Genomic DNA, 21,152 nt, shown 5'->3' with positions numbered 1-21,152 from the left:
GCCAAGGCATCTGGCCTGGCCAAATGTCAATTCCGCCTGATTGTGGAGGTGCTGGGCACTCCCGTGTGTCATGCGTACTCGGTTTGCCCCCGCACGGCGATGCCTGCAGCATGGGCGTGGCTTTCCTGGAACAATGGCGGAGACGGATAGGGTGACTGCTTCACCACGGATGATGGGGATCGGCAACGGACGACACCGCGCCAGCCGGGGGGACGGGCGCGAGCGGAGGCGTGATGGCTCGTAGGTCAACCGTCCAGCACGGTCCTCGGATCGCTGGCGACCCCGAGCTTTCGGCGCGCCCGGACATGGCCGACTACGACGTGCCGCCGCCGCGCAGGTCGCGGCGTGGCTGGTCGGGTGGCGGCGGGCGCTGGCTGGTCTGGACGGGCCGCATCATTCTATGGGCGCTTATCGTGGTTATCGTGGTGAATGGGGTCCGTGCCCCATTTGAGCGGTTTACTCAGCAGGAAGTCGCGGCTCCGAATGGCGTCGTCGATGTCCACCATGGATTCCCGGTCGACCGGGGCATGGCGTTCGCCGCCCAGTTCGCGGGCGTTTATCTGAATTTCAACCCGGCTGACGCCGCGAGCCGGGCGGGCAAACTGGACGCGTTCCTGGCCGACGGCATGTCGCCCCAGCTGGGCTGGGACGGCAACGGCAAGCTGGCGGCCGTGGCCATCCAGCCCTACGACATCCGGGCCGACGACGCCAGCAACGCCGTCGTCACGGTGTCCTTCCAGTCAGGGGCGCGCAGGCTGATGCTGTCCGTGCCGATCTACTACTCGGGTGACGACGATGACGGCGGCAGGTTCGTGGTGTCCGGCCGACCGGCGATCCTGCCCGCGCCCGCACCGGCCGACCTGCCCCAGATCGCCGAGCCGGAGGGCGACGACGTCGCCGCCGCCGAGCTCAAGCCCCAGCTGGAGGGCTTCTTCAAGGCGTACGCCTCGGGTGACACCGCGGGGCTGCAGCGCTACCTCGCCGTCGGTAAGAGCCTGCCGAGCTTCGGCGGCGCGTTCACGTTCGGCGGACTCCAGGAGCTGGTGGTGCCTGTGGGGGGTGCCACGCGAGAGATCAAGGCAGTGGTGGTGTGGGTCGTGCCGACCGGCGCGGCGCCACCGACCGACCCCAACGCCACGGACCCGAGCGAGGTGGCCGGCCGCCTTGAGCAGGCCTACCACCTCACCGTCGATAAGCAGGGCGACAAGTGGTACGTCAACGACATCCGCGGCGCCGGTCGGGCTGTTGGGTAGACGTACGACCACGCTGCTGATCGGCACCCCCCGGGAGGACAAGAAGTGATCCTGAAGACCGTAGTGCTCAACCTGATCGAAATGACGCCGTCACCCGCTCCGACCGGCGTCAACACCGAAGGACTCGCCAGCTTCCTGCGCGCGTTCTTCGCTCCGCTCTTCCTCGTCGTCGTCTCGGTGGTCGCGCTCTTCTTCCTCTTCACGCGTGAGATCACCCGATTCGTGCAGTTCCTCATTCTGGCCGTGGCCATCGGCGTGATCTTCTACGTTCCCAACATCATCGAGGTGACGGCGAAGGCAATCGCGGGCGCATTGGGCATCAAGTAAGGGGTTGGGACCGCTCCGCGGCGGTCATGAACGAGCGGGTGGAGAGGAGGACCGCGTGGACCTGCCCACGTACACCAACATCTGGCGAATCGAGAAGCGGCTCTACAAGCTGTACGACCTACGGCTGCCGATGCCGCTTCCCATCGTCTGGATCGGCGTGTTCGTCGGCGTGTTCGTGCCCTGGTCACTCCTGTTGTTCCTGGTCGGCGTGCCCGTGGCGATGCCGTGGCACGTTCTCTACCTCGTGCCGCCGGGGATCGTGACCTGGCTGTCCACCCGGCCCGTCATCGAGGGCAAGCGCCTCACCGAGCTGCTGGAGTCGCAGCTCCGCTACCTTGGGCAGCCGCGCGCCTGGTACCGTCTCGCCCCCGCCACCGAGTCCGAGACGATCACCTTCTCCGGCCGCGTCTGGCACACCATGCCGGCCCGGGTGCGCGTGAAGAAGCGGCGCAAGGTGCGCCAGCCCAAACGTTCGGCCCAGCGGGCCAGTGGTCCGCGCCAGGTGCGTCCCGCCGTGGCCGCCGCCGCTGCCGCGGCTGCTCAGGCCCCGCTCGCCGAGCCCGCGTCCGGCCGCTCAGGCTGGGGTTCCGCCTCCCGGCGCGGCACCGCCCCCGCCCTCTCGCAGGAGCTGCACGCTGTGCGGGGCGAGGTCGTCACGAAGGACGCCGCTCCCATGCGGTGGGGGGAGTTGCCCGTTTCCACCGACTCCCCAGCCGTCACTCAGGCCCTCGATGCGGGTCCCGGATCGTCGCCCGCTACGGAACTGTCACCGACCGGAACGTCCTCCGTCCGGGGTGACGCGCCGGGGGCCACTCAGCCCGCTGAGGGCGGGCTTGGCGGGAGCGGCATGGCGGAAGGCCGTAAGCGTGCGGAGGCGCGTGAGCGGTCGGGGCCAACGGTGGGGAAGTCCATCGACACCGAGGCGTTGCGGCGGCTGCGCAGACTCGCGGCGACCGCCGACGCCCAGCCGTCCACCCCCTCCACCCCCTCCACGTCGGCCGGGCCGGCGTCCCGTCGGTCTGCGGCGGCGGGGTCCGCGTCCGATGAGCCCGCGTCCGATGAGCCCGTGTCCGGTGAGTCCGTGTCCGATGAGTCCGTGACTGATGGGTCCGTGTCCGGTGAGTACGCGGTTGGCGGGTCTACGTCCGTCGACTCGGCTACGGCTGGGTCCGCTCCGGTCGAGGCGGTGGCAGGGGAGGCCGGGGCTGCCGAGTCTGTGGCTGGTGTCACGAGGTCCGGTGGGGCCGCGACTGATGGTGCTGCCTCGGATGAGCTTGCGCCGGGTGGGGCAACGGCCGGCGGGACTGTCCCCGGTGCGGCTGTGGGCGGCGGAGGCGTGGCGGCCGGTGGGGCTGCGGCTGGTGAGGTGGGGACAGAGGACGCTTCGGTGTCCGGGGGTGAGATCGGTGATTCAGCCACCGCCGATGAGGTGCGGGCCGGGCGTGGGCAGAGTGGTGAGGTCACCGCTGATGAGTCCGCGGCCGAGCGGTTGAGGGGACCACAGGAGGTCACCGGCGAAGGTGGCTCCACGAAGGCGGCGACCGGGGCCGGGGCGGCCGACGTCGCGGGGAGTGAGGCTGCTCGGGCCGAGGAGGCGTCCGGGAGTGCTCGGGAGGCGGGTGCCGACCGGAGCATGGACCGGGATGCGGGCCGGGACGAGGATGAGCGGCCTCGGGAGGACGAGGTCGCGCGGATGCAGCACCGTAAGGGGCAGCCGCCCAGGCAAGTGCCGTCGCTGGACGCGCGGCGGAGCCGGCCGTCGGCCGGTCAGGTGGCCCGGCGCGACCAGGGAGCGGGCGCTCCACCTCGGCGGGCCGGTGAAGGCGTCTCGGCCGGTGCCCGTCGCGACGAGGACACCAGGCGCAACGACGTGGCTCCGGCGGCCCGTGAGGGCGGCGTGCGGCGGGGCGAGGGAGGCGCCGACGACGGCGCCACCAGGCGGAACGAAGGCGTGGCGGCTTCGGTGGTTCGGGAAGGGGGCACCGGACCGCGGCCTGTGGTGACCGGGCCTCGTGAGACACGGGTGCGCCGGGTGGAGTCCGTCGTGGGGCGTGACTCCGGCGGTTGGCGGCGGATCGCCCAGGTGGTCGTCGGCGGCGGCGGGGTGCGGAGCGACGGCTCGGAGATCGACGAGGCCAGGGCGAGAGGGGTGTTCAGCGGCAGCCGCCGGATCGTGGTGCTCGGTTGCACGGGCGGCGCCGGACAGAGCACGACCGCGTTGATGCTCGGCCACGCGCTGGCCACCTACCGGGACGACAAGGTGATCGCCGTCGATGCCAACACCGGCGGCAACACCCTGACCAGCAGGATCGCACCGGAGACTCCGGAGACGCTCACGTCGCTGCTGGCCGGGATGCACCAGGTGAGCGGCTACCTGACGATGCGCGGCTACACGACCCGTACGGCGTCGGGTCTGGAGGTGATCGGGGCCGACTCCGACGCGGAGGCGGAGCAGCGGCTGACCGATCGCACACTGTTCTCCGACCACCGGCTGGGTCAGGTCATGCACCTGCTCGACCGGCACTACAAGCTGGCCGTCATCGATCCGGCGGCCGCGCTGGCCGCGCGGGTCCTGCCGTACGCGGACCAGCTGGTGCTGGTGGTGCCCGCGAGTGAGGAGGCGCCGGAGGCGGTCGCGATGACGTACGAGTGGCTCGACGGGCACGGGTGCGCGGACCTGCGGCGGCGGGCGGTCATGGTGGTCAACGGGGTGAGCAGGCGTTCGATGGCCGATGTCGAGCAGGCGGAATCGGTGGCCAGCGGCAGGTGCCGGGCCATCGTCAGGGTCCCCTGGGAGGACGACCTGGCGCCGGGTGGCGCCGATGTCGTCGACCCGGGGCAGTTGCGCGCGGCCGGGCGGCGGGCCTATCTCGCCCTCGCCGGTGTCGTGGTCGCGGGCGTTACGGCACAGGCGGTGCGACCGAGCAAGGAGGAGTTGGCGAGTGACCCCCCGGGCACGAGAATCGGTGAGCGATAAGTGAACAAGCGAGCAGGTCTGGCCCGTTCATGCGCCGAGGGGGCGGCATGAGCAGGGCGTCCCGAACGCATCAGCGTCTGGCGGTCCGCTACTTCGACGACCGCATCCTGCTCAACGACACCAGCGCATGGGCGTACTTCCGCCTGCCGACGGTCAGTTACGAGTTCGTCACGCCCGAGGAACGTGAGGCGCTGGCCACCAACATCACGATCGCGCTGGCCGCGATCAGGATGCCCGACGCCGAGGTCCACCTGAGGGTCGCGCACCGTACCTACCCGGCGGCCGAGTGGGCGATGGCTCTCAACGGCACCTCCGACGAGGGCCCGGGGTGGCGCGACTACCTGGAGGAGATGTACCGCCACGTCTGGGCGAAGGACTTCTGGTCCAAGGAGGTCTTTCTCGGGGTGCGCCTCGGGGTGCGCGGCAAGCAGCTCGGCAGCGGAGTGCTGTCGCAGCTGTTCGGGTTCTACCAGCGGACCGAGAAGGCGCTCGGCCTGGAGGACGACAACGTGCCCGCCGCCGAGATCGGCAGATGGACCGAGCAGGCCGAACGACTCGGCCGGGCACTCGCCTCCAGCGCCCTCTACGCCCGGCACGCCACCTCGGTCGAGGTGGCGTGGTTGTTCCAGCACGCGGCCGCGGGCGCGCTCGGCGACCCGCCGGCGTCGGCCAGCCCGAAGCGGCGCTGGGGCAAGGGCGAGATCGAGTCGCTGGTCGAGGGTGAGATCCACAACGGCCGGTCGCTGCTGCGGATCGTGCAGCCGCAGGGCGACTCCTACGTGGCCCACCTGTCGTTCGCCCGCTTCCCCGACCTGATGCCGTTCCCCGACGGCGAGCCGTGGATGCACTTCGCCGACCAGCTGCCGTTCCCGGTGGAGATCTCGTCCAGGATGCGGCTGATCCCGCCGGTCAAGGCGTCGAAGGACGTCGCCCGCAAGCTGGCGCACGCCCGCGACATGGACATCCACATCCGCGAGGCCGGCGCCGAGGCGCCGATCGCGCTGGCCGAGCAGATCGACGCGGCCCGCATGCTGGAGCACGGCATCACCAAGGAGCGGCTGCCCTTCGTGTACGGCTGGCACCGCCTGATCGTGTCGGCCCCGACCGAGGACATCTGCGTGCAGCGGGTCGAGGCGGTGGTCGAGCACTACCGCGACATGGGCATCGACGTGGTCAACTCGACGGGCGACCAGTTCTCGCTGTTCCGGGAGGCGCTGCCGGGCGAGAAGGTGGGGGTCAACGCCTACGCCCAGCGTCAGCCGCTGCGCACGATCGCGGGCGGCATGTGCACCGCGACCGTGGATCTCGGCGACCGGCTCGACGACGGCGCCGACGGCTGGCTGGGCCCGTACATCGGTGAGACCGTCGGCCGGGCCCGCAGCATCGTGCACTTCGACCCGCTGCTGGCCGCCTCCCGCAACCGGCCGACGGCCATCGCGATCACCGGTGAGCCGGGCGGCGGCAAGACCACGCTGGCGCTGCTGATGATCTATCAGATGTCGCTGCGCGGGGTCACGGTCGCGGTGATCGACCCCAAGGGCGACGCCGAGTCGCTGGTGCAGCTCCTGCAGAAGCGGGGGCGCAAGGCGCGGATCATCCCGCTGGGCTCGGCCTCGCCGGGCCTGCTCGACCCGTTCTCGTTCGGCGACGATCTCGCGGCCAAGAAGACCATGGCCACCGAGACGCTGCGGCTGCTGCTGCCGCGCATGTCGGAGGAGCGCGAGTCGGCGATGATCCAGGCCGTCGCGGCCGTCTCCAACGGCACCGACCCGTCGCTGGGCAAGGTCGTGGAGTTCCTGGAGCAGTCGTCCGACGCGGCGTCCAAGAACCTCGGCGCGGTGCTGCGTTCGATGTCGGAGATGCACCTGGCCAGGCTCTGCTTCGACCCGTCCGGCGGGGAGCAGATCGACAGCGAGGGCTGGACCACGGTGTTCACGCTGGGTGGGCTGACGCTGCCCGACGTGGCGACCGGCCGCGACGACTACTCCTACGAGCAGCGCCTGTCGGTGGCCCTGCTCTACCTGGTCTCCCAGTTCGCGCGCAGGCTGATGAACGGGCTCGACCGGCGCGCGCCCAAGGCGATCTTCCTGGACGAGGCATGGGCGATCACCTCGACGCCCGAGGGCGCCAAGCTGGTGCCCGAGGTCAGCCGGATGGGCCGGTCCCGCAACACCGCGCTCGTACTCGTCTCCCAGAACGCCGGTGACCTGCTGAACGAGCAGGTGACCAACTGCCTGTCGTCCGTGTTCGCGTTCCGGTCCACCGAGCGGGTGGAGGTGGACCACGTCATGTCGCTGCTCGGGGTCGAGCCGTCCGAGGAACACAAGGCGGTGCTGCGTTCGCTCGGCAACGGCGAATGCATTTTCCGTGATCTGGATGGCAGGGCGGGACGCATCGGAGTAGATCTGATCTCCGAAGAGTTGCTCCGCTGGCTCGACACGAATCCAACGCACGACAAACCCGACGACAGCGGGCATGATGATCTTCAAGGGGGAGTGGGCACCAGAGCGCAGGAGGTGCGGTCATGAAGATCCGGCTACCCAGGCGGCTCGCGTTCGTCCTGGCTCTCATCGTGGGCATCCTCGTGGTCCCGGTCGTCGTGGGCGGCTTCTCGCCGGCCGCCGCGGCCCCGTGTGACCTGTCGCCCGAGCTGACCCCCGAGGTGATCAACAGCGGCGTCGACGGCATGATCCAGCCGCCGACGCCCGAGGGCACCGCCCCGGCGCCCACCACCAACTACGCCCAGTTCGGGATGAGCGGCCAGTTCTGGCACACGTACGACCTGGGCTGCTCCGACATCGCCGCCGTCATGGGCAACGGCTGGGCCAACACGGTCTTCCTGTGGGCCAAGGCGATCGACCGGGTGACGATCACGACCTACCAGGCCGCGGCCACCGAGGGACCACTCCAGTCGATCAAGGACGTGGTCGACGACATCGTGATCAACCTGTCCAACGCGATGTACTGGCCCTACCTGCGGCCGATCGTGATCCTCGGCGCCATCTGGCTGGCCTGGTACGGCCTGATCCGCAAGCGGGCCACGACCACGGCCGAGGGCGTCATCTGGATGGTGCTCGCCGTCACGGTGGCCACCTGGTTCTTCAGCAGGCCGGGCGACTTCACCGGGCTCGGCAAGGTCGTCACCGACAAGACGGGCGAGGTCGTCAACTCCGCCTTCGCCGGGCTGCCCGGCGCGGGCGGCGCCTCCTGCCTGCCTGGTCCCGGCCAGACCAACCCCGAGGTCAAGGCGGGCGGCTACGGCCAGGTCGGCACTCCGGGCGTCGACCAGAACGCCGACGCGCTGTGGTCGACGCTGGTCTGCAAGCCGTGGCTGGTGGGCATGTTCGGCACGTCCGACCCCAACGCGCCCGTGGTGCGCGAGTACGGGCGGCTCATGCTGGAGACCCAGTCGATCCCCATGCCGGAGACCGGTCAGGCCGCCGCCGATCCGGCCGCCCATCAGGCGAAGTACGCCGAGATCGCGGAGAAACTCAAGGGTGATCCGCGCTTCGCCATCTTCCAGGGCAAGGACTGGACCAGCCGGCTGGGGGTGGCGATCGGCGCGCTCATCGCCGCCCTGGTCGCCGGGGTGCTCATCTTCCTGGTGGCGGTCTCGCTGCTGGTGTTGAAGGTCGGCTTCCTGCTGTTGCTGATCCTCGGGCCGGTGTTCCTGCTGATCGGCGTCCATCCGGGCAGCGGGCGGATCATCGCGATGCGCTGGGTGGAGATGCTGGTCGGCACGCTGCTCCGGCAGGCCGTGCTGGCGCTCGTACTCGGTGTGCTCGTGTACGGCTACGCGTTGATCATCTCCACCGCGATGCCGTGGGGGTTGCAGATCCTGTTCATGGCCCTGCTGACGATCGCGGTGTTCTTCTACCGCAGGCCGTTCCAGCATCTGTTCGCCTCGATGAACGGCCACACGCTCACCACCCGCATGCTCGGTGACGCCGCCAGCTCGCGCACGCTGGAGCGGTCGTCGGTGGCGCTGCCGCCGGTGGCGGCGGCCCGGATCGGGCGTTGGGGCGCGAGCAAGGCCGAGCCGCTCGTCCAGGCGGCCGCGACGGGCACCGCGGCCGGTGCGGCCGCGGCGGCGGGCGTCGCGCAGGTCCGGGCCCGCGGCGAGGAGGCGGGCGGAGCGGGAGTGCAGCCGGGCACCCGCGTGCCCGCCACGGCCGCGCCGCTCAACACCGACCAGCAGGGCGGCAAGGCGGCGGGCCGGCAGGTCCCCGCGCCGCGCAAGGGCGCGGCCCCGCCGCTCAACCTCGGCGGCACACCGACCCGCACGCGCGGGGCCGCCGCCCCGGGCGGCCCGCATGTGTCGCCGGGCGGGAGCGCTTCGGGCGGTTCCGAAGGCGCGGGCGCCCGGGGTGGCTGGTTCGGCGGGCGTTCGGGCGGTGGGTGGGCGCCGCGCGCCGGCTCCCGGCCCCGGTCGAGCGGCTCGGGCGGCGTGGGCCGTTCGGGTGGTTCCGGCTCTGGCGGTGGCGGGTTGTTCGGCGGTGGGTCCCGGTCCGGTGGCTCGGGTGGCTCCGGTGGCTCGGGTGGTTCACGGTCCGGTGGCGGGCTGTTCGGCGGCGGATCCCGTTCGGGTGGGTCCGGCGGTGGCGGGTTGTTCGGTGGCGGGTCCCGGTCCGGTGGCTCGGGCGGCTCGCGGTCCGGTGGCGGGTCCGGTTCGGGGGGTTCCCGGTCCGGTGGCTCGGGCGGGGGTGGCTCCAGCAGCCGCCGATCCTCGGGCGGCGGGCCGTTCGGCGGCTCCTCGCGTGCCGCGGACGTGCCGTCGCCGCGCTCCGAGGCGCCTCCGCTCTGGCTGCCCAGCCGCCGGAGCAACGGTTCGGGCGGTGACGACCCGCCGGTGCCCTTCTGGCTCAAGCCCAACAGCCCGGACAAGGACTGAACATGGCTCAGCAGGGTGACAGGCGGGGGCTGGCCTTCGCCGCCATCGTGGTGGTGATCGCCGCCGTCGGTATCTACCTCACGATGTGGCCCGATTCCGGCGAACCGTCCGGTGAGCCCGTCGCGGCCGGCCCCACGAGCAGCGCTCCGGCGGCGCCGGGCAACACGCCGCTCGCCACCGCGAGCGACGCGCCGTTCGACATCTACTCCTTCCTGCCCATGTCCAAGGAACAGCTCGCCGCGGCCGCCGACCTGGCCGAGCGTTTCACGGCCGCGTACGGCACCTTCAGCTATAACGAGGACCCGGTGGCCTACGCCGAGCGGGTGAAGGTGTTCACCACGGCCGACCTCGGCAACGTGCTGGCGAGGACCCTCTCCTCGCCGGGCACGGTCGACCGCAACCGCGCCGACGAGGTCGTCTCCACGGCCACGGCCAGGACGAAGGAGATCAGGTCGGTCGAGAAGACGTCCGTCGTCCTCGTCGTCACCGGCACCCAGCAGATCACCGCCAAGAGCGGCGCCAAGCAGCTCACCGAGGACTACGCCGTCACCGTGAGCCAGCTGGGCACCGACTGGCGGGTCTTCGACCTTCAGCCGGCCGGTGACGGCCAGGACGGGGACACCGAGGGGTGAACTTCTCCCGCACCCGCGTAGCCCTGGCGTTAGGCGCCGCCGGAGCCCTGCTGCTCGCCCTGATCATCATCTCGCCGATGCTCATGACCTCGATCCCCTCCTTCATCGGCGAAGGCGGGACGGATCCCGACTGCACCGGCGGCTCGCAGTCGGAGGAGGCCTCCGACTCGGCCGCCTCCGACATCCCGGTGGACTACCTGAAGCTCTACAAGGAGCACGGCGAGAAGATCGGCGTGCAGTGGAACATCCTGGCCGCCGTCGGGAAGCGGGAGACCGACCACGGCCGCTCTGAGCTGCCCGGCGTCAAGAGCGGCACCAACTCGGCGGGTGCGGCCGGGCCCATGCAGTTCCTGATCAGCACCTGGGGCGGCAAGGCCAGGATCGAGATGTCGTCCCGCTTCAACGGCTACGCCTCCGACGGCGACGGTGACGGCGTCGGCGACGTCTACAACCCGGCCGACGCCATCCTGGGCGCCGCCAGGATGCTCAAGCGCAACGGAGCTCCGGAGCAGGTCCGCCGGGCGCTGTTCGTCTACAACCGGGCCTGGTGGTACGTCGACCAGGTCGAGGAGATCGCCAAGCGTTACGCCAAGTCCGGCGAGGTCGAGGTGCCGCCACAGGCCGACGACTCGTGCGACGAGCCGCTGGTCGAGGCCGCGCCCAACGACGTGGTGGCCAAGATCCTGTCCTTCGCCCTGGCCCAGCGCGGCAAGCCGTACCTGTGGGGAGGCACCGGGCCCGACGCGTTCGACTGCTCGGGCATCATCTACGCGGCCTACCGGACGGCGGGGCTGTCGATCCCGCGCACCACGTTCGGGCAGTGGCCGTTCGGCATGAAGATCTCGCAGGGCAGCGAACAGCCGGGCGACCTGGTCTTCTTCAACTCGGGGCCGGGCACCGGGCCCGACCGGCCCGGGCACGTGGGGATGGTCGTGTCGAAGGGGCAGATGATCGAGGCGCGGTGCCGCCTGTGCGGGCCGATCAAAGTCACGGGCTACGCGTCGCGTGGCAACATCGTGGGCTTCACCCGGCCGCTGCAGAATCCTGACATCGTCGAGCAGCTCACGAGGCTGCGGAAAGCATCACTATGACAGTTGTCGTGGTCGCCGCGGTGATCATTTCGTCCGGCGCGCGGGTGCTCGCCGCGCAGCGGGCCGAGCCGCCCGCGCTCGCCGGGGGCTGGGAGTTCCCCGGCGGGAAGGTGGATCCGGGGGAGAGCGAGTTCGAGGCGCTGGTGCGGGAGTGCCAGGAGGAGCTCGGCGTGCGGATCGCCGTGGGCGAGCGGGTGGGCGGCGACTGGCCGCTGACCGAGGGGTACGTGATGCGGGTCTGGCTGGCGTCCGTGGCCGAGGGGACACCCGAGGCCAAGGAGCATCTGGCGTTGCGGTGGCTGGCCCCCGGCGAGTATTACGACGTCGAGTGGTTGGGTGCGGACCACGAGATCATGAAGGCTGTGGAAAGAGTTCTCCAGCGTGATTAGGTCATCGCTCTCCGCTACATAACGATTACTAGGAGTAGTTTGTCGCAGCGGGGGGAACGCGGCGTGATGAATCGAGGCTGGGTCGTGACGGGGGCGTTGATGCTGGTGGCAGCGCCGGTCGTGCCCGCTGCGGCGGCCGGGATGGCGATGGTGCTGGAGCGGGTGGACGTGCCACCCGGGATCGGGAAATGGGTCAGGACCGGCGACGTGCTCCGCTTCCGGGTACGGCTCGACGGGAGCACCGGGAACGTCCGCGTCGCGGTCGCCGCGAGCCCGGTCCACGCCCTGTCGGCCGTCACCTGCCCGGCGGATCAGGATCCCGTACGGCCCTTCGACGCCGCCCGGATGATCTCGCACGGCTGGCCGGGCTCGGCGCCTGTCGCGTCCCGGGTGCTGCCGACAGCGGCTCCGGGCGTGTCTGTGGTGGTGCCGGCACCGGCTGCGGTTCCGGGTGGGTCCGGTGCGTCGCCGACATCGGCTCGGGCTTCCGGGTCCGGTGCGGTGCCGACGTCGGCTCAGGCTGCGGTTCCGGGTGGGTCCGGTGCGTCGCCGACGTCGGCTCGGGCTTCCGGGTCCGGTGCGGTGCCGACGTCGGCTCAGGCTTCCGAGTCCGGGTCGAAACCGGCTCCGGCCGGGTCCGGGGTGCTGACACCACCGGCTCCGGGCGGGTCCGGTGCGGTGCCGGCAGTGGCCGCCACGCCGGGAATGGTGCCGACACCGGGAGTGTCCGGGGCGCCGGTCGGTACGGAGCTGATCATCAGGAATGACGGCAGATCGGTCGAGGATCGGGTGTTGGCCGCGGTGCGCGCGCCGGCTCGCCGGGCCGCCATGAACGCGGCCCAGGTCTGTCGCCTGGGAGACACCGCCGAGGAACGGGCCGTTGACGTGCTGCTCACCGTGCCGGAAGGGGCGGACGAGGTGGTGCTCGCGAGCGCCGCCCGGATGCCTGAGGCGTCCGGAGGGGCCACGACTCTGAGCGATACCGCCACGACGTCCGTCAATGCCGTCTCTCTTGGCGGGAGCTGGACGGAGCCTCCTTCCGTCACCTTCGCGGTGACCGGCCACGCGACCCGCGTACCGCCCCGATCGGGCGATCCAGGTCGCGTGCTGGATGAGGGCGGACATACCGGGACATCGGCCGCCCCGGGCCCCATCAACGCTCGTACCGGCGGGTCGCGTGCCCCGGGTCGGGCCGGCCGTACCGGCACGCCGGACACATCAGGCCGGGTTGATGGCCGTACTGGCTCGCCGGAGGTGGCGGGCCAGGTTGACGGGCGTGCCGGTTCGCCTGGTGGAGCAGGTCGCGGTGGTCGGGCAGGGGTGGCAGCCCGGACTGGCCGTACCGGTACGGCCGACAGGGCGGGTGGCCGTACGGGGATGTGGGCCGTGAGTGCTCCGGAGACCGGTGTCGCCGAGGCCCGTACGGGATCTTCCGGAACCGGGGTGGCGATGCCATCGCAGCAGTCCGGGACCGGGGTGGCGATGCCCGCGCAGCAGTCCGGGGCCGGTATGCCCGCACTGCCGTCGGGCGGGCAGGCTCTCGTCATGCCGCAGGCGCAGCAGCAGGGTGGCGCGCAGCCCTTTGTCGCCGCGCTGGAGAGCAGCGGATCGGCCGATCTGGGAGCGCCGTTGCCGCGCCAGATCGCCGTGTCGACGCGGCGGGCGCAGCGGCTGGAGCCGGCGAATCCGCTGGCGGGGGCGCGTGGGGCGCCGGCCGTCGCGGGGGGCATCGCGGTGCTGCTGGGGGGACTGTGGGTGATCGCCCGGAAGCAGCGCGCACGTCTCCAGAAATTGGAACAGTAGATCCGTCTTTACTGTTACTTTGACCCGACTAGTATTCCCTTGACCATTGTTCGGGATACGCGGAGGGCACTGGTGGCACGTACGCGAGCGACGGCCGTCTCCGCCATGGTCTTGGCCCTGGCCCTGACCGGTGTCGGCACGGCGCCTTTCATCATGCAGAGCGCGAGTGCCTCGGTGGCGTACGACCCGGGAGTCGAGCCGTGTGAGGCCGGTCAGGCGTGCGAGAACAGCCCGGAGGTCACGGTCACGGTCACCACGACGCTGGGCACGCCCACGCCGGAGGAGCCGGAGACCACGATCACCCGGACCGTCACCAAGTCGCCCTCGAAGGCTCCGACGCCGAAGAAGACCACGTCCAGCCCGGCACAGAACCCGCCGGAGACCACGCAGCCGCAGAACCCGCAGCCCTTGCCGACGCAGAGTGTCCAGGTGCCGGCCCCCAGCAGCGAGCCGACCGAGGAGGAGACCGTCGAGATGCCGGCGGTCGCCGGCACCGAGACTCCCACGGAGACCTTGTCCAGCGCCGCGCCGGAGATCACGACCAGCGAGCCGGTCCAGTTGGAGGTGCGCAACGCGGCGCCCGAGTTCGACCAGCGTGACGTCACGCAGAAGCTCAGCATCCCCGCGCTGATCCTGGTGCTGCTCGCGCTCTTCGCGGTGCTGATCTTCGAGGGCCGGCTGCGCCGGTTGGCGCACGCGGCGGCCGTGCGCAGGGCGGGCCCCTACACCGGCGCTCCCACCGAGGCCGCAGGCCACCCCGCGGGTCCTGGCTACCCGGCGGGCCCCGGATTCCCGGGCGGTCCCGGCTATCCTCCCGCCGGTTACCCGGCGGGGCCCGGCTACGCGAGCGTGGGTTATCCGGCGCCGCCCGGCTACGCGCCGTACGCGCCGATCATCAGTTTCGTCCCGGTCCATACTGCCGGCGGTCCCGTCCAGTACGGCGCCGTCTACCAGGACCCCACCATGTACGCCCCCGAGGCCCAGTCCGAGCCCGTGGTGCTGCACCCGGACGAGTACACCAGCCAGGAGGCGTCCGCGCAGGAGGGCTACCGGTCAGCGTTCGAGCCGCTGGTCCCGGTGGAAGAGCCTCCGGCCGACATTCCGGCGGGTGGCGCCGAGCCCTACGACGACTCACCCGAACGCCCTCTCGGGGCCGCGTCGGCCGCTGAGACGGGCGACTCCGAGCCCTGGCAGCAGACCGTGCGGGAAGCGCGGCCCGCTGAGGCCGGACCGGGCGCTTCGCAGCCGGTGGCCGACGATGTGACGGCGGTTCAGCCGCTGCCTCAGCAGGAGGAGCGCGGGCGCGGCTGGCGGCGGCGACGCTCCAAGTGATGTTCTCCGGCCGGTGGGGTCAACGCCCCACCGGCCCGGGAGTGGTTACTTCGCGCGCTTGAAGATCTTGTTACCCAGCCACACGATCGGGTCGTACTTGCGGTCGACGACGCGCTCCTTCATGGGGATGAGGGCGTTGTCGGTGATCTTGATGTGCTCGGGGCAGACCTCGGTGCAGCACTTGGTGATGTTGCAGTAGCCGAGCCCGTGCTCCTCCTGCGCCGACTCCTGCCGGTCGGCCACGTCGTACGGGTGCATGTCGAGCTCGGCGATCCGCATGAGGAAGCGCGGCCCGGAGAAGTTGGGCTTGTTCTCCTCGTGGTCACGGATCACGTGGCAGACGTTGTTGCACATGAAGCACTCGATGCACTTGCGGAACTCCTGGGACCGCTCGACGTCGACCTGCTGCATGCGGTACTCGCCGGGCCGCACCCCGTCCGGAGGCGTGAAGGACGGGACCTCTCGCGCCTTCTCATAGTTGAACGAGACATCGGTGACCAGGTCCTTGATGACGGGAAAAGTGCGCATCGGTGTGACCGTGATCGTCTCGTCCTCCTCGAAGGTGGACATCCGGGTCATACAGCCCAGCCGCGGCTTCCCGTTGATCTCCATCGAGCAGGAGCCGCACTTGCCGGCCTTGCAGTTCCAGCGGACGGCGAGGTCGGGCGCCTGTGTGGCCTGCAGCCGGTGGATGATGTCGAGGACCACCTCGCCCTCGTTGACCTCGACGGTGAAGTCCTCGAGCTTGCCCTCGCCGCCCTCACCACGCCAGACCTTGAACTTTGCCTTGTAGCTCATGACTTCGCTATCCCGTCGAACTCGGCCATCTCTTCGTCGGTGAGGTACTTGGACAGCTCGTCCCGGTCGAACAGGGAGATCAGGTCGTCCCGCATCGAGGGCTGGACCTTCTCCTCGACCTTGACCGACGAGCCGTCGGAGGTGGAGCAGACGAGCAGCTTGCGACGCCACCCGGGGTTCATGCCGGGGAAGTCGTCGCGGGTGTGCCCGCCACGGCTCTCCTCGCGCAGCAGAGCGGCGCGCGCCACGCACTCCGAGACCAGCACCATGTTGCGCAGGTCGAGCGCCAGGTGCCAGCCGGGGTTGTAGATGCGCGAGCCGGCCGCGCCGACCATCCGCACCCGCTCCTTGAGCTTCTCCACGACCTCCAGGGCCTCGGACACCTCTTCGGCCTTGCGGATGATGCCGACCAGCTCGTTCATCGTCCGCTGGAGCTCGTGGTGCACCTCGTAGGGGTTCTCGCCGGCCCGCTCCAGGGGCTCCAGGGCCTCGGTCCGCGCCTCTTCGACCAGCTCCTCCACGACCTTGGGCCGGGTGGGCAGCTTGTCGATGTACTCGGCCGCGCCCGCGCCGGCCCGGCGGCCGAAGACCAGCAGGTCGGACAGCGAGTTGCCGCCCAGCCGGTTGGAGCCGTGCATGCCGCCTGAGACCTCGCCCGCGGCGAACAGGCCGGGCACGGCCGCTGCGCCGGTGTCGGCGTCGACCTCGACCCCGCCCATGATGTAGTGGCAGGTCGGGCCCACCTGCATGGGCTCGGCGGTGATGTCGACGTCGGCCAGCTCCTTGAACTGGTGGTGCATCGACGGCAGCCGCTTCTTGATCTCCTCGGCGGGGAGCCGGGTGGACACGTCGAGGTAGACGCCGCCCTGGGGTGAGCCGCGACCGGCCTTCACCTCGGCGTTGATCGCGCGGGCCACCTCGTCACGAGGAAGCAGCTCCGGAGGCCGGCGGTTGTTGGCCTGGTCGGTGTACCAGCGGTCGCCCTCCTCCTCGGTGGTGGCGTACTTGTCCTTGAACACCTCGGGGATGTACTTGAACATGAAGCGCTCGCCGTCGGAGTTGCGCAGCACCCCGCCGTCACCGCGGACCGACTCGGTGACCAGGATGCCGCGCACGGACGGCGGCCAGACCATGCCCGTGGGGTGGAACTGGATGAACTCCATGTTGATCAGGTTGGCCCCGGCCAGCAGGGCCAGGGCGTGCCCGTCACCGGTGTATTCCCAGGAGTTGGACGTCACCACGTAGGACTTGCCGATGCCGCCGGTGGCCAGCACGACGGCCGGCGCGTCGAACAGGATCAGGTTGCCGGTCTCGCGCCAGTAGCCGAACGCGCCCGAGATGCGGTCGCCGTCCTTGAGCAGCCGGGTGACCGTGCACTCGGCGAAGACCTTGATGTAGGCCTCGTAGTCGCCGTGCGTCTCGTAGTCCTCCTGCTGGAGGGCGACCACGCGCTGCTGCAGGGTGCGGATCAGCTCCAGGCCGGTGCGGTCGCCGACGTGGGCGAGCCGGGGGTACTCGTGCCCGCCGAAGTTGCGCTGGCTGATCTTGCCGTCCTTGGTGCGGTCGAACAGCGCGCCCCAGGCCTCCAGCTCCCAGACCCGGTCGGCCGCCTCCTTGGCGTGGAGCTCGGCCATCCGCCAGTTGTTGAGGAACTTGCCGCCCCGCATGGTGTCACGGAAGTGCACCATCCAGTTGTCGTCGGGGTTGACGTTGCCCATGGCCGCCGCGGCGCCGCCCTCGGCCATGACCGTGTGCGCCTTGCCGAACAGCGACTTGCAGACGATGGCCGTGCGCTTGCCCTGCTGGCGGGCCTCGATCGCGGCCCGTAGCCCTGCGCCGCCCGCGCCGATGACGACGACGTCGTATTCGTGTCGCTCGATTTCCACTGAAAGATTTCCTTACGCGTACGGGAAGGCGATGATGCCATGGGCGACCATGCGGACGTAGAAGTCCGCGATCATGACGGAGAACATCGAGGCCCACGCGAGCTGCTGGTGCTTGGCGTTGAGCTTGGAGACGAACGTCCAGGCCCGGTAGCGCAGCGGGTGGCGGGAGAAGTGGTTGAGCCGGCCCGCGGTGATGTGCCTGCAGGAGTGGCAGCCGAACGTGTAGCCGAGGATGAGCACCGCGTTGACGATCAGGATCCAGGTGCCGAGGCCGAGCGGCTTGTGCACGAGGGCCAGGATCGCGTCGTAGGTGAGCACGAAGCCGATCAGCACCGCGAAGTAGAAGAAGTAGCGGTGGATGTTCTGGATGATCAGCGGGAAACGGGTCTCACCGGAGTATTTGCCGTGTGGCTCGGCCACCGAGCAGGCGGGCGGCGAGAGCCAGAACGAGCGGTAGTAGGACTTGCGGTAGTAGTAGCAGGTCAGCCGGAACCCACCGGGCAGGCCGAGGATCAGCAGCCCCGGCGGCAGGGTGTACCACTCGCCGAAGGGGGCCCATCCCAGGAATCGCGCCCCCTCGGGGCAGGATTCGGCCAGGCACGGCGACGAGAACGGGGCGATGTACTCGGCCCCGGCCACGTAATAGTTGCCGTCGAGGATCGCCCACACACCGTAGACGAGGAACGAGCTGAGCCCGAGGAATGTCAGCAGTGGGGCCAGCCACCATCTGTCAGTGCGCAGGGTGCGCACCTTGATCTGCGCACGCTGCCTTCTGACCGGCGCATCGGGCGTCGTCTGGGTCATCGCGGACCTCTCCACCTCCCACGGACCCCGCACGCCTGGGGTCCGGGTTGTTCGCTGGGCGCGCGTGGGCGGGGCGTCGTCTCCGCCCGGGCGCGTGTTGGTGCGCCATACGTTACGACGCCAGCAGGGGCATTTGTGAGAAGGGTCACTCACTTTTTGGCTGACCTGCTGTGATTCCCGTCACGTCACCGTCAGGGAGCCCGTCAGAGGCGCTGCCCGTGAGTCGGCAACTTAACCACGGAGACGAAAAAATCATCGATTTGTCGGACAACTCGGATGAACTGGTCGAAATCCACGGGCTTGGAGACGTACGCGTTGGCGTGCAGCTGGTAGCCCCTGAGAATGTCCTCCTCGGCCTCGGACGTGGTCAGGATCACCACCGGGATCGTCCGGAGATCGGCGTCGGCCTTGACCTCGCGGAGCACCTCCAGGCCGTCCATCCGGGGCAGGTTGAGGTCGAGCAGCATCAGATCGGGTCTCGGCACGTCCTTGTAGGTGTCCTCGCGGCGCAGGAACGCCATCGCCTGCTCGCCGTCGTTGACCACGTGCAGGCGGTTCTTGACCTTGTTGAGCTCGAAGGCCTCCCGCGTGAGCAGGATGTCGCCCTGGTCGTCCTCCACCAGGAGCACTTCGATCGGCCGCCAGTCGCTCATTCGTCCTCTTCAGTCGCGGGCAGGGTCCACCGGAACGTCGTCCCGGGCCCCTCGGCGTCGCCGTCGAGCCAGAGCTGACCGCCGTGGAAGTCGATGATCTTGCGGCAGAGGGCCAGCCCGATGCCGGTTCCTGGATACACGTCCCGCGGATGCAGCCGCTGGAAAATCAGGAAGATCCGGTCAGCGTACTTGGGTTCGACTCCGATCCCGTTGTCCGAGCAGCTGAACTCCCACATCTCGCCCGCCCGCCTGACCCCGATGTGCACGCGGGGCGGCGCTTCGGAGCGGAACTTCACGGCGTTCTCGACGAGGTTCTGGAAGAGCTGGACGAGCTGGAGGCGGTTGCCGATGACCTTGGGCAGCTCGTCGGAGGTGACGACCGCCCCGGTGTCCTCGATCATGGCCGACAGGTTGTCCAGGGCGAGGCGCAGCGCCTCGCCGGTGTCGGTGACCACGCGCTCGCCGCTCGTCCGGCCGACCCTGGAGAAGTCGAGCAGATCGTTGATGAGGAGCTGCATCCGCTTGGCGCCGTCGACCGAGTAGTGGATGTACTGCTTGGCCCGGTCGTCGAGCTGGTCACCGTAGCGTTGTTCGAGCATCTGGGTGAAGCTGGCGATCTTGCGGAGCGGCTCCTGGAGGTCATGGCTGGCGACGTAGGCGAACTGCTCCAGCTCGCCGTTGGACCTGCGCAGCTCGTCGGCCTGGTCCTCGGCGGTGCGCCAGGCCGCCACGACGCGCCCGCGCATGGCGTCGATGTGGCTCGACAGCTCGGCCAGCTCGGCCGGCCGGTCGACCCGCAGCCGGTGATCGAAGTCGCCGCCCGCGACCGTGCGCACCTGCTCGGTGAGCTGCGCGATGGGCTTGAGCACGGTGTAGCGGACGATGAACGCGAGGCCGACGGCGACGGCGACGACCACCACGAACAGCACCACCAGCGCCGCGTTCAGCCGGTCGAGCTGCGCCTCGACGGTGGGCCGCGGCCCGGCGTCGCGAACGGCCTCGATCATCAGGACGGTGAGCACGATCCCGCCCGTCAGGGCGATCACGGAGGCCAGGCCCGTCGCGACGAACCAGCGGGCGACGGGCAGCCGGCCGAGCCCGGTCGGCTGCTCGGGCGGCGGCAGCGGGTGGATGCTCACTCGGATCCCCTCAGTGCGAGTCCCCTTCGTACGAGCACCACGGCGAGGTCGTCGCTCAGGGTGCCCACGTGCGTGATGAGCCGATCGAGATCGATCGAGCCGTGTTCGCGGATCAGGTCGACCAGCCCGTCGACCCCGAGAAGCTCCTTGCGCTCGCCCACGACCGCCTCGATCAGGCCGTCGGTGTAGAGCATCATCGACCACTCCTCGCCCAGCGGGACGTCGAGGATCCGCCACTCGGCGTCGGGAAAGATGCCGAGCGGCGGGCCGGACGGCGTGTCGGCGACCACCTCGACCCTGCCGTCGCGCACCAGCACGGGGGGCGGGTGGCCGACCACCCGCAGCCGGGCGTGCCGCAGGTCGGGGGTGATCGTGGCCATGCAGAGCGTGGTGAAGATCTCGGGGGCCTGGCGCTCGGCCCGCAGCACCGCGTCCAGCGTGCGCAGCATCCGGTCGCCGGTCTGCCCGGCCAGCACGAGCGTGCGCCAGGCGATGCGCAGCGCCACACCGAGCGCCGCCTCGGCCGGACCGTGTCCGCAGACGTCGCCGACCACGATGTGCACCGAGCCGTCGGGTGTCTGCACCGTGTCGAGGAAGTCGCCGGCGAGCAGCGAGCCCTGGCTGCCGGGCAGGTAGCGGGTGGTGTGTTCCAGCGCGTCGGTGTGCAGCAGCGGCACGGGGAGCAGGCCGCTCTCCAGCCGGGAGTTCTCCTTGGCGGTCAGCTCGGCCGCGACGAGCGCGAGGTGCGCCAGGTCGGCGCGCTTGCGCTCCATCGAGTAGCGCACGGCCCTGGCCAGCAGCCGCGCGTCGATGTCCTGCTTGACCAGGTAGTCCTGGGCTCCCGCCTTGACCGCGGCGACGCCCACGTGCACGTCGCGCAGGCCGGTCAGCACGAGCACGGCCGCCTGCGGGGCCATGGCCAGCACCTGCTCCAGCGCCTCCAGCCCGGTGGCGTCGGGCAGTGTCAGGTCGACGAGCACACACTGGATCTGCGGGGTGAGCTTGGTCTTGGTCTCCTGGAGGCTGCGCGCCCAGGTGATCTTGGGCGGGGCCTCGGCCTGTTTGAGAAGCTCCTCAACGAGAAAGGCGTCACCGTCGTCGTCCTCGATGAGGAGCAGCGTCAGCGTTTCGGAGAGAGTTGCCGTCACACGCGCCTCTTCGTGGAAGTGGGATCGTT

18 protein-coding genes are annotated in these 21,152 nt (G+C 70.2%); 10 read left to right on the top strand and 8 right to left on the bottom strand.

From position 1 onward, the window contains the following. Nucleotides 1-305: 305 nt before the first annotated feature. The 8 genes from AB0I38_RS09300 to AB0I38_RS09265 all read left to right on the top strand — a co-directional run bounded on the left by AB0I38_RS09300 (nt 306) and on the right by AB0I38_RS09265 (nt 11,560). A complete protein-coding gene (locus tag AB0I38_RS09300; RefSeq protein WP_358464545.1) occupies nt 306-1,253 on the top strand; it encodes a conjugal transfer protein in 948 nt (315 codons plus the stop codon). A gap of 81 nt (nt 1,254-1,334) precedes the next feature. Further along, nucleotides 1,335-1,580 (top strand): hypothetical protein, encoded by a 246-nt coding sequence (locus tag AB0I38_RS09295; RefSeq protein ID WP_225263094.1) that lies wholly within the window; start codon nt 1,335-1,337, stop codon nt 1,578-1,580. 55 nt (nt 1,581-1,635) lie between these two features. Continuing rightward, entirely contained in the window at nt 1,636-4,557 is a 2,922-nt protein-coding gene (locus AB0I38_RS09290) for a TcpE family conjugal transfer membrane protein (RefSeq protein ID WP_358464543.1), read from the top strand. A 47-nt stretch (nt 4,558-4,604) separates the two neighbouring features. Next, nucleotides 4,605-7,085, top strand: a complete 2,481-nt coding sequence (locus AB0I38_RS09285) for an ATP-binding protein (protein ID WP_358464540.1) — start codon at nt 4,605-4,607, stop codon at nt 7,083-7,085. Further along, nucleotides 7,082-9,448, top strand: a complete 2,367-nt coding sequence (locus tag AB0I38_RS09280; RefSeq protein WP_358464537.1) for a type IV secretion system protein — start codon at nt 7,082-7,084, stop codon at nt 9,446-9,448. Before AB0I38_RS09285 ends, AB0I38_RS09280 begins: the two co-directional genes overlap by 4 nt. 2 nt (nt 9,449-9,450) lie before the next feature. Further along, nucleotides 9,451-10,080, top strand: coding sequence for a hypothetical protein (locus AB0I38_RS09275; RefSeq protein WP_358464534.1), 630 nt, complete (start codon nt 9,451-9,453; stop codon nt 10,078-10,080). Further along, the gene (locus AB0I38_RS09270; protein WP_358464531.1) at nt 10,077-11,171 is read left to right on the top strand and encodes an NlpC/P60 family protein; all 1,095 of its coding nucleotides are present in this window, start codon (nt 10,077-10,079) and stop codon (nt 11,169-11,171) included. Before AB0I38_RS09275 ends, AB0I38_RS09270 begins: the two co-directional genes overlap by 4 nt. Then, nucleotides 11,168-11,560 carry a (deoxy)nucleoside triphosphate pyrophosphohydrolase gene (locus AB0I38_RS09265; protein WP_358464527.1) on the top strand — a complete coding sequence of 131 codons (393 nt, stop codon included), beginning with the start codon at nt 11,168-11,170 and terminating at the stop codon, nt 11,558-11,560. The genes AB0I38_RS09270 and AB0I38_RS09265 overlap by 4 nt, the downstream gene beginning before the upstream one ends. A 596-nt stretch (nt 11,561-12,156) precedes the next feature. Here the strand turns inward: AB0I38_RS09265 and AB0I38_RS09260 are convergent. Continuing rightward, a complete protein-coding gene (locus AB0I38_RS09260) occupies nt 12,157-12,528 on the bottom strand; it encodes a hypothetical protein (RefSeq protein ID WP_358464524.1) in 372 nt (123 codons plus the stop codon). A gap of 352 nt (nt 12,529-12,880) precedes the next feature. Here AB0I38_RS09260 and AB0I38_RS09255 point away from each other — a divergent pair, with 352 nt between their 5' ends. Further along, nucleotides 12,881-13,363 carry a hypothetical protein gene (locus tag AB0I38_RS09255; protein WP_358464521.1) on the top strand — a complete coding sequence of 161 codons (483 nt, stop codon included), beginning with the start codon at nt 12,881-12,883 and terminating at the stop codon, nt 13,361-13,363. A gap of 212 nt (nt 13,364-13,575) precedes the next feature. Here AB0I38_RS09255 and AB0I38_RS09250 read toward each other — a convergent pair whose 3' ends face one another. Further along, on the bottom strand, nt 13,576-13,857 hold the full coding sequence (locus AB0I38_RS09250; RefSeq protein WP_358464519.1) for a hypothetical protein: 282 nt from the start codon (nt 13,855-13,857) through the stop codon (nt 13,576-13,578). Between AB0I38_RS09250 and AB0I38_RS09245 the strand changes: the two genes are divergently transcribed. After that, nucleotides 13,838-14,695: a hypothetical protein gene (locus AB0I38_RS09245; RefSeq protein ID WP_358464516.1), complete on the top strand. Its 858-nt coding sequence runs from the start codon at nt 13,838-13,840 to the stop codon at nt 14,693-14,695. The genes AB0I38_RS09250 and AB0I38_RS09245 overlap by 20 nt on opposite strands. 45 nt (nt 14,696-14,740) lie before the next feature. On the opposite strand, the gene AB0I38_RS09240 is transcribed toward AB0I38_RS09245, so the two are convergent. The 6 genes from AB0I38_RS09240 to AB0I38_RS09215 all read right to left on the bottom strand — a co-directional run bounded on the left by AB0I38_RS09240 (nt 14,741) and on the right by AB0I38_RS09215 (nt 21,123). Then, on the bottom strand, nt 14,741-15,493 hold the full coding sequence (locus AB0I38_RS09240; RefSeq protein ID WP_358464513.1) for a succinate dehydrogenase/fumarate reductase iron-sulfur subunit: 753 nt from the start codon (nt 15,491-15,493) through the stop codon (nt 14,741-14,743). Further along, the gene (locus tag AB0I38_RS09235; RefSeq protein WP_358464510.1) at nt 15,490-17,379 is read right to left on the bottom strand and encodes a fumarate reductase/succinate dehydrogenase flavoprotein subunit; all 1,890 of its coding nucleotides are present in this window, start codon (nt 17,377-17,379) and stop codon (nt 15,490-15,492) included. Before AB0I38_RS09235 ends, AB0I38_RS09240 begins: the two co-directional genes overlap by 4 nt. A gap of 12 nt (nt 17,380-17,391) precedes the next feature. Beyond that, a complete protein-coding gene (locus tag AB0I38_RS09230; protein WP_358464507.1) occupies nt 17,392-18,183 on the bottom strand; it encodes a hypothetical protein in 792 nt (263 codons plus the stop codon). Nucleotides 18,184-18,386: 203 nt separating this feature from the next. Next, entirely contained in the window at nt 18,387-18,836 is a 450-nt protein-coding gene (locus AB0I38_RS09225) for a response regulator (protein WP_358464504.1), read from the bottom strand. Continuing rightward, nucleotides 18,833-19,975 (bottom strand): sensor histidine kinase, encoded by a 1,143-nt coding sequence (locus AB0I38_RS09220; protein WP_358464501.1) that lies wholly within the window; start codon nt 19,973-19,975, stop codon nt 18,833-18,835. Before AB0I38_RS09220 ends, AB0I38_RS09225 begins: the two co-directional genes overlap by 4 nt. Then, on the bottom strand, nt 19,972-21,123 hold the full coding sequence (locus AB0I38_RS09215) for a PP2C family protein-serine/threonine phosphatase (protein WP_358464498.1): 1,152 nt from the start codon (nt 21,121-21,123) through the stop codon (nt 19,972-19,974). The genes AB0I38_RS09220 and AB0I38_RS09215 overlap by 4 nt, the downstream gene beginning before the upstream one ends. Nucleotides 21,124-21,152 lie beyond the last annotated feature (29 nt).

Origin of the sequence: Nonomuraea cavernae (genome assembly GCF_040655715.1) — a bacterium.
GTDB classification, from domain to species: domain Bacteria; phylum Actinomycetota; class Actinomycetes; order Streptosporangiales; family Streptosporangiaceae; genus Nonomuraea; species Nonomuraea cavernae_A.
This window is presented reverse-complemented; position numbering and strand designations above follow the sequence as displayed.